The sequence below is a fragment of the Sphingomonas xinjiangensis genome (genome assembly GCF_014199255.1).
Taxonomy (GTDB): Bacteria; Pseudomonadota; Alphaproteobacteria; order Sphingomonadales; family Sphingomonadaceae; genus Sphingomonas; species Sphingomonas xinjiangensis.
Genome location: NZ_JACIJF010000046.1, coordinates 1 through 6,690 on the forward strand (window position 1 = coordinate 1; position 6,690 = coordinate 6,690).

The window sequence follows — 6,690 nt, forward strand, 5'->3', positions numbered from 1 at the left end:
ACGAGTTCCTCCTCGCCGCTACCGCCCAGAACCTCCGCAAGATGGCCAAGCTGATCCCGATGCCGGCCCGGATGGCCCCCGTCTAAGGCGCCGCGTGCGCATGACTCCGTTTCAAACCGCGCGCTTGCCCGCGGCCGACCCCGACTTATTCAACACAATCGCCCAACTGCTGCCGTTGGCGATTGATTGCGATGTCGCCACTTGCGGACGTTCGCCCCCTTGGTCATGCTTACCCAATGGATGAGAGCGTGAAGCTATTTCAGGAAGAGCAAGAGCGCATTGCGGATGCTGGCGGCTTAGGCCCTTGGGTCAGGCAGCAGCTTTCGGGCAGCCTGGTCGGTTTCGCTATGTCCAGTTCTGTATTGGTGACGCTAATGGGGGCCATCGGCGCTTTTCCACGTAACGCCGACAACTCGATTAAGATAATCTATCTCGGACCGACCTTTGTTGTTTTGGGCATCATCTCTTTGACGGCACTGCGCCGATTTCGCTCCATGCCGTCTTGGATGCGACCTACATTCTGGGCGCTGTTCGCATTATCTGTCGTCATAATCTCGATCACGCTCATCGACGTGATTTCCCTGAACGGCAGCTAACCACCCAATCATCGCCATGATGCCGGCGAATGCGAAGTCTCGATAGCGGACGTGCGTTCGTTATCGCGCTGCTAGGCAGCGCCTTCCTCGGCGTCGGCCGCTCGTACGTAGGCGTAGAGGGTCGGCTTGGATATGCCGAGCATCGTGCAGATCGTTGCAATCGGCATGTCAGCCTCGTTGTAGAGCTTCACCGCTAGGTCGCGCTTATCCTTGCTAAGTGCATTCGGCCGACCGCCCTTCTTACCCCGCGACCTGGCAGCAGCTAGGCCAGCCTGGGTGCGCTCTCGGATAAGATTGCGCTCAAATTCTGCCAAAGCGCCAAACAGGTGGAAGGTGAGCTTCCCCGATGTAGTGTTCGTGTCGATTGCCTCATGAAGGCTGAGCAGCCCAATCTTCTCCTGTTCAAGATAGGTCATCCACCCGATCAGATCGCGCAGGGAGCGACCAAGCCGGTCAAGGCGCCACACCACCAGCGTGTCGCCAGCGCGGAGCTGCTCCTTCACTTTCTGTAATCCAGGTCTGGGCACGGTCGCCCCCGAAGCCTTGTCGGTGATCACCTTGTCGCAACCCGCCGCGTTCAGCGCGTCTCATTGAAGGTCCAGATTTTGTTCTGCCGTCGAGACGCGTGCGTAACCAATTTTCATGCGCGACGCTGGCTAACTAGCGAAAGGGCGCTTTTTGGAAAGAAAGCCGTCATAGCGCGATATATTCTGCCTTAGTTTGTTTTACCGGGTTGATTTACTCAGAAATCGGCAGATTTGCAATGCGAGCAGATTCGCATGACGAAAGGCAAACAAACCTCCGTTTTTTTTACCTTCCCATTTTGCGGATCCTAATTGGCAAGCTGCAGTCGCGACCGCATTCCGCAGACCTTGGTGCCTGCTTTGTAATCCGGGCATGAGCGCGTCCCGCAGATGCGGCCCTCAACCTGTTCTATCGAGTGCGGCGCCGCCGTTCCTCATCAGTCTCCGCAAACTGCTCGGCTGTTAGTCGTGAAGTGCAGGCGGCGACAGCATCTGGCCCCCTGCTCCCGTAGTCGCGTAGGCATCGCTGTAGAGCAGTTGCCCGTGGCGCGCTCGGGGAGAAGATGAGCACGAACACGCCTAGCGAGAGGAGCACTGCGACAGCTAGCAGACACCGTTTCAGCAAGCGCATCCCCCAACGTCACTTGGCGCCTTGGAACAATGACTATTTCCTTGTTTCAGCGCAACGGCGGCCTCTGATCGGGTCATGCAGGCGATCGGAAGCGCTAACCCGAAAAGCACACCGTCGGCTTCCGCCCAATGCCGGCCATTCAGCTCGGCTCGAGCAGGCCCCGTAAGCAGACGTCCGCTGTTCTTCCCTGTGTTTCTGTGAGGGTCAGCCGGTAGCACCGCCGGCGAGGGTCTCAAGCGCGCGGCGCAGCTCGTCGGCGTCCGCGTCGGTAAGCCGGCAAGCTGAGGTGATCTTGCCCGCGACGCCCCGGATGTCGGCATCCAGCGCCCGCCCTTCGGGGGTGAGGTCAACCAGCACGCGCCGTTCGTCGGCCGTATCGCGCGTCCGTGTCACGAGGCCGGAAGCCTGGAGTCGTTTGACCATGGGCGTGATCGTGCCGGTATCCATACCTAGCCCGGCGCCTAGTGCGCCCACTGATAGAGGAGCGCCGTCGAGCAGCTCAAGCATCGCCAGATACTGAGGGAAAGTCAGCCCAAGCGGCTCCAGGAAGGGTTTGTGCATCCGGGCCATGCGAGTGGCAGCCCCGTACAGGGCGAACGAGAGCTGCTTGTCTACCTCGCCGCGGGTGTTCGAAGGACGATCGTTCATAATTGGCCTCTAGCGCATCGATATCTAGCACGCTAGATAATATGCATCGCACTGGTTGGAAGGTTTGTTCCCGCCGGTTCAAGAACGGAGTTAACCCAAGTGCTCGAACCTAAGCTGTTTCATGACGTCCTGCGAGAACGCCATTCCGTGCGGAGCTTCTTGCCCACCCCCGTGCCCGACGAGGTACTCCGCGCCGTGCTGGAAGACGCGCAACTCGCCCCCTCTAACTGCAACACTCAACCTTGGCAGATGCACATTGTCTCCGGTGCCAAGCGGGACGAGCTGAGCCAGGCGATCCTTGCGGATGACGACGCGGGGCACAATACGCCCGATTTCAGCTTCGCACTCAGCGATTTTCACGGTCCGTACAGCGAGCGCGCACGCAGCCAGGGCGCTGCCTATTACGAGGCGATTGGCGTCAGGCGGGAAGCCATTGAGGATCGCCGGACAGCTGCACGGCTCAACCTCAGCTTCTTCGGCGCGCCGCACGTTGCCCTTCTTTTTATGCCCTCCTTCGGTGACAACGTTCGCGTGGCGGGCGACATCGGCATGTATGGGCAAACGTTCCTGCTATCGCTGACCGCACATGGTTTGGGCGGCATTCCGCAGACGATGCTCGGCTTCTATGCCGACACGATCCGCAAGGTTCTCGGAGTCGATCCATCGCTCAAGATGCTATTCGGTGTATCCTTTGGCTACCCCGACGAGGCGCATGCAGCGAACGCGTACCGGATCTGCAAGGCGCCGATCGAAGAGAGCTTGACCTTCCACCAGTAAGAAGTAGATCACGGTGGGTCGGGCGCGAACCCACCGTGACCGCCTGATTGGCGAGGATTGGCTTCAAGCTGGGCGTGAACGGAGCTCCGCTTACGCCAATCGCTGCCCGAAAGCGGACGGGACGTTTTCCACCAATCTCAGCCGTTCGCGATGAGCAAAGCGGACCCTGAAAGCGGCCAGTCCGCTTCCGCCCAGAGTCGGTCGTTCGGCATCACTGCAGCGTTGCCTGGAAGCGGACATTGCTTCATCTTCAGGGCGAGCGGCAGCTAACGCCCCAGTTAAGATTGCCAGCCGTCGCCGAATGCCCGCTGAAACCTGCCGTCTGTTCAGGCGAGATGGTCGCAGAATTCCTGGTTCCAACGCATCTCTCGTAAGTCGCCACTTTGCGGCAACCTCGTCGCTGGACGTGGTGCACCACGGGCGGCAGTGCACCTGGTCGTTCGACTATGGTTCAGGCCGCCCGCCGTAGCCGACGGTGCAAGTAGTTCTCGTCAAAACCTGCGATCTGGACCAGCTTGGTTGCGTCAAGAATGGTAACGCTGCCGCGCTTCACCGACATCGCCCCTGCGAGCCTTAGCTCCTTTAAAACGCGGTTGATATGAACCGCCGTCATGCCCAACGCGTCGGCAAGGACGGACTGCGAGAGCGGGAGAGCAAATTCCCCTTCCCCCGTCAGCCCAATGTTGCGGGCGCGGAGGTAAAGCTCACAGATAAGATGTGCCACGCGCTCGGGTGCGCTACGCCGTCCCATGCTGACGATCCAAGCACGCATGATCCCCTCATCGACGAGCTGCGCAGTGTACATCGCGCTGGCAACATTAGGGTGGTCGCGCATCATCGTCTGCATCTGGTCGCGTGTGACCGTCGCAACAGTCGCGGTGGTGATGGCCTGAATGCTGTGGTCCATTTGCTCCAGCAGCTTGATGTGCAGATCGCAGGCATCGCCGGGCATGAGGAACGCCATGATCTGCCGAGTGCCACTCGGCAGGACTTTGTAGCGGCAGACCCATCCCTCCAGCACGACGAACATCGGCCCAGGCTCGTCGCCTTCGCGGATCAGATCCTGCCGTGCGACATAATTTCGGGGTTGGGCGGTGGCGAGTTCAACCGCCGCGGCATCTGAAGCCGTCAGTTCAGCCAACCCGCTCAATTTTTGCACGAACGGGTTTGCCATAGCGTGGTTCTACACCCATTCACGCGCATTGCATAATTGCCGTATGTTATTGTTTGGTGTTGTTGTGTGTTGTGGATGTGCTCAGCGACCTGATGTACAAGCCGAGTATCGTTGACGGGCTTCATCAGGCGTCGGCGGCTGAGAGCGATAGCGTGCTCCCGCCTGTACTAGAGGTGCTCCAATGCCCACCAACGACAATGACCCCGCAAAGCGTGGACCGACGCTCTCCTCATCAGACCCTCACGGCCATGCTGCCTTACTTCTGGTCGAGAGCCTCATTCACGGCCTTTGCGAGAACTCGACGCTGAGCGTCGGTCAGGCCGTAGAGATCACGGAGCGAGCTATAAGCGTGCAGTTTGATCAAGCTGAGGCGGCGGATGGAGAGGGGGCACCGCTTTGGAGGTCTCATGCGCTGCTATCTGTGATCGCTGCGTCGTTGCAAGTTGACGGTGGCGACGAGCCAACATCACCCCAATTGGTGCTTTAGCTATGTGCCATGTGCTGATCATCGAAGACGAATGGCTGATCGCCGAGTATCTGATCTACCTCGCCGAGGAGGCTGGTGCCACGTCGATCGCGACGGCCTCTACGGAGGCCGACGCCGTTCGGGCCGCGCAGGAGCGGAGGCCCGACATCATCTTTTCCGACGTGAAGTTGCTTGCCGGTACCGGCCCTCGCGCTGTGCAGGCCATCTTCTCCGCCCTAGGAAAGATTCCCGTGATATTCATCTCGGGAGTACCGGATTCTTGCCAGCCGTGCGAACCGCCGAACGTAATTCTGCGTAAACCGGTTGATCCTGCGCGACTCTTGGGCGCGTTTAGACGACTGGCTCCCGTTTGATGCTCAGCAAAGGCACCTAAGAGGGACGATCGACTTACCTCACGGGAGCGGCGACGGTGCGAACGTCCTCGTATTTATGAGATTTCTTACTTCTGTGGTCCCCGCTAGGCTAAGACGTTGTCTGGCTCGAGGGGGGAAATGACCGTTGCCTGATCAAGATCAGATGAGGGTCCAGCAGCGCATCCTGGCAGACTTCGGCGAGTTCGCGCTCAGGAGCAACGATCTGGATGAGGTGCTGACCGAGGCATGCCGCTTAGTCGGAGAGGCGCTCGGCACCGATCTCGCTAAAGTCATAGAAATCGAAAGCGCGGAACGTACGCTGTTCGTTCGCGCTGGCGTGGGGTGGGAGACGGGCGTAGTTGGCCATGTTCGTCTACCAATGGGGGAGCGATCATCCGAAACCTATTCGGTGGAACAGGGCACCCCAATCGTCACGCCCAATATCGGCCAAGAGGATAGGTTCGATTTTCCCGCGTTCATGGTGAACGCCGGAGTATGTGGTGCCGTCAATGTTCCCATCTTCCTCCCCGGTGGCAAACCATATGGCCTGCTGCAGGTCGACAGCCGCACGACCTGGCAGCCCGACGAGCAAACAATCGAGTTCCTGCGCACCTATTCCACAATTCTCGGGCCAGTGATCGACCGGCTTGACAAGATCCACGCGCTTGGCCGGGCAGAAGCCCGCAACGAGACGCTGCTTCGCGAGCTGCAGCATCGCGTCAAGAACAACATCGGCGCGATCACCGGCCTTCTCCACATGCGATTGAGGAAGGTCCAGTCGGACGAGGTGCGGGACGAACTACGCGTCGTCGCCGAGCGGATCGAAGCACTTAGGCTCGTCCACGAACTGGTATATGCGGCAAAAGGAACCGATCGGTTGCCGCTCCGCACCTACGTCACTCAACTTATTGAAGGCGTGCTTGCATTGCATCGGGAGACGCCAGTTCAGCTGGATACCTGCATCGATGACGTAGACGTCTCGACCGACACTGCCATACCGCTGGGGCTCATTCTCAACGAGTTTGCCACCAATAGCCTCAAACACGCATTCAAAGATGAAAGCGGCTGCCTCAGGATCGATGCTCGCCAACGCGAGGATCGTCTCTGGGTTAGAATAGGCGACAACGGAAAAGGTTTGCCCACCGAGAAAAGCGCATCCCGCCCTGGCACGGGAACAGGAATGGCGCTGATCACAGGTTTGTCCCGCCAAATTGGCGCAAAGCTGGAGTGGACATCAGATAACGGCACTGCCCTGTGCCTAGAATTTCAATACTGACCACACTCTTAGCCAAGACGTTGCAGCTGATGTGATCTCACTCGTCGCAAGGTGTTGAAGGTATTTACGCCGCCACATGAATAAAGGTCCGCTTTGGCCGATCGTCCCCCGAAAGCGGGCCGGCCGCTTTCCATCTGTGGACGCCCGCAAAGACGCAAGCGGTAATTGGAGGGTGAGGCATGTAGTCGGATGCTGCCATCTGTCCGGCCTCTAGTGCAGCCTAG

The 6,690-nt window shown here is 59.1% G+C and carries 6 protein-coding genes and 1 pseudogene; 4 read left to right on the top strand and 3 right to left on the bottom strand.

Annotated features, from left to right (window positions below):
• Positions 1 to 236: 236 nt before the first annotated feature.
• Positions 237 to 596 carry a hypothetical protein gene (locus tag FHT02_RS20950; protein ID WP_184092134.1) on the top strand — a complete coding sequence of 120 codons (360 nt, stop codon included), beginning with the start codon at positions 237 to 239 and terminating at the stop codon, positions 594 to 596.
• A gap of 71 nt (positions 597 to 667) precedes the next feature.
• On the opposite strand, the pseudogene FHT02_RS20955 reads toward FHT02_RS20950, so the two are convergent.
• Both FHT02_RS20955 and FHT02_RS20960 read right to left on the bottom strand, forming a co-directional pair.
• Positions 668 to 1,240, bottom strand: a pseudogene (locus FHT02_RS20955) (recombinase family protein).
• Positions 1,241 to 1,955: 715 nt separating this feature from the next.
• The gene (locus FHT02_RS20960; RefSeq protein ID WP_184092136.1) at positions 1,956 to 2,399 is read right to left on the bottom strand and encodes a MarR family winged helix-turn-helix transcriptional regulator; all 444 of its coding nucleotides are present in this window, start codon (positions 2,397 to 2,399) and stop codon (positions 1,956 to 1,958) included.
• 99 nt (positions 2,400 to 2,498) lie between these two features.
• Here FHT02_RS20960 and FHT02_RS20965 point away from each other — a divergent pair, with 99 nt between their 5' ends.
• Entirely contained in the window at positions 2,499 to 3,176 is a 678-nt protein-coding gene (locus FHT02_RS20965) for a nitroreductase family protein (RefSeq protein WP_184092138.1), read from the top strand.
• 451 nt (positions 3,177 to 3,627) lie between these two features.
• Here FHT02_RS20965 and FHT02_RS20970 read toward each other — a convergent pair whose 3' ends face one another.
• The gene (locus FHT02_RS20970) at positions 3,628 to 4,350 is read right to left on the bottom strand and encodes a Crp/Fnr family transcriptional regulator (RefSeq protein WP_221239626.1); all 723 of its coding nucleotides are present in this window, start codon (positions 4,348 to 4,350) and stop codon (positions 3,628 to 3,630) included.
• Between the two features lie 489 nt (positions 4,351 to 4,839).
• Here FHT02_RS20970 and FHT02_RS20975 point away from each other — a divergent pair, with 489 nt between their 5' ends.
• Both FHT02_RS20975 and FHT02_RS20980 read left to right on the top strand, forming a co-directional pair.
• The gene (locus tag FHT02_RS20975) at positions 4,840 to 5,190 is read left to right on the top strand and encodes a response regulator (protein ID WP_184092140.1); all 351 of its coding nucleotides are present in this window, start codon (positions 4,840 to 4,842) and stop codon (positions 5,188 to 5,190) included.
• Between the two features lie 163 nt (positions 5,191 to 5,353).
• Positions 5,354 to 6,466, top strand: coding sequence for a sensor histidine kinase (locus tag FHT02_RS20980; RefSeq protein ID WP_221239627.1), 1,113 nt, complete (start codon positions 5,354 to 5,356; stop codon positions 6,464 to 6,466).
• The last annotated feature ends 224 nt before the right edge of the window (positions 6,467 to 6,690 follow it).

Bases quoted from the DNA above. Each gene is read 5' to 3' on its own strand.
- FHT02_RS20950 (WP_184092134.1), top strand. From the start codon at position 237: ATGGATGAGAGCGTGAAGCTATTTCAGGAAGAGCAAGAGCGCATTGCG.
- FHT02_RS20960 (WP_184092136.1), bottom strand. From the start codon at position 2,399: ATGAACGATCGTCCTTCGAACACCCGCGGCGAGGTAGACAAGCAGCTC.
- FHT02_RS20970 (WP_221239626.1), bottom strand. From the start codon at position 4,350: ATGGCAAACCCGTTCGTGCAAAAATTGAGCGGGTTGGCTGAACTGACG.
- FHT02_RS20975 (WP_184092140.1), top strand. From the start codon at position 4,840: ATGTGCCATGTGCTGATCATCGAAGACGAATGGCTGATCGCCGAGTAT.
- FHT02_RS20980 (WP_221239627.1), top strand. From the start codon at position 5,354: ATGAGGGTCCAGCAGCGCATCCTGGCAGACTTCGGCGAGTTCGCGCTC.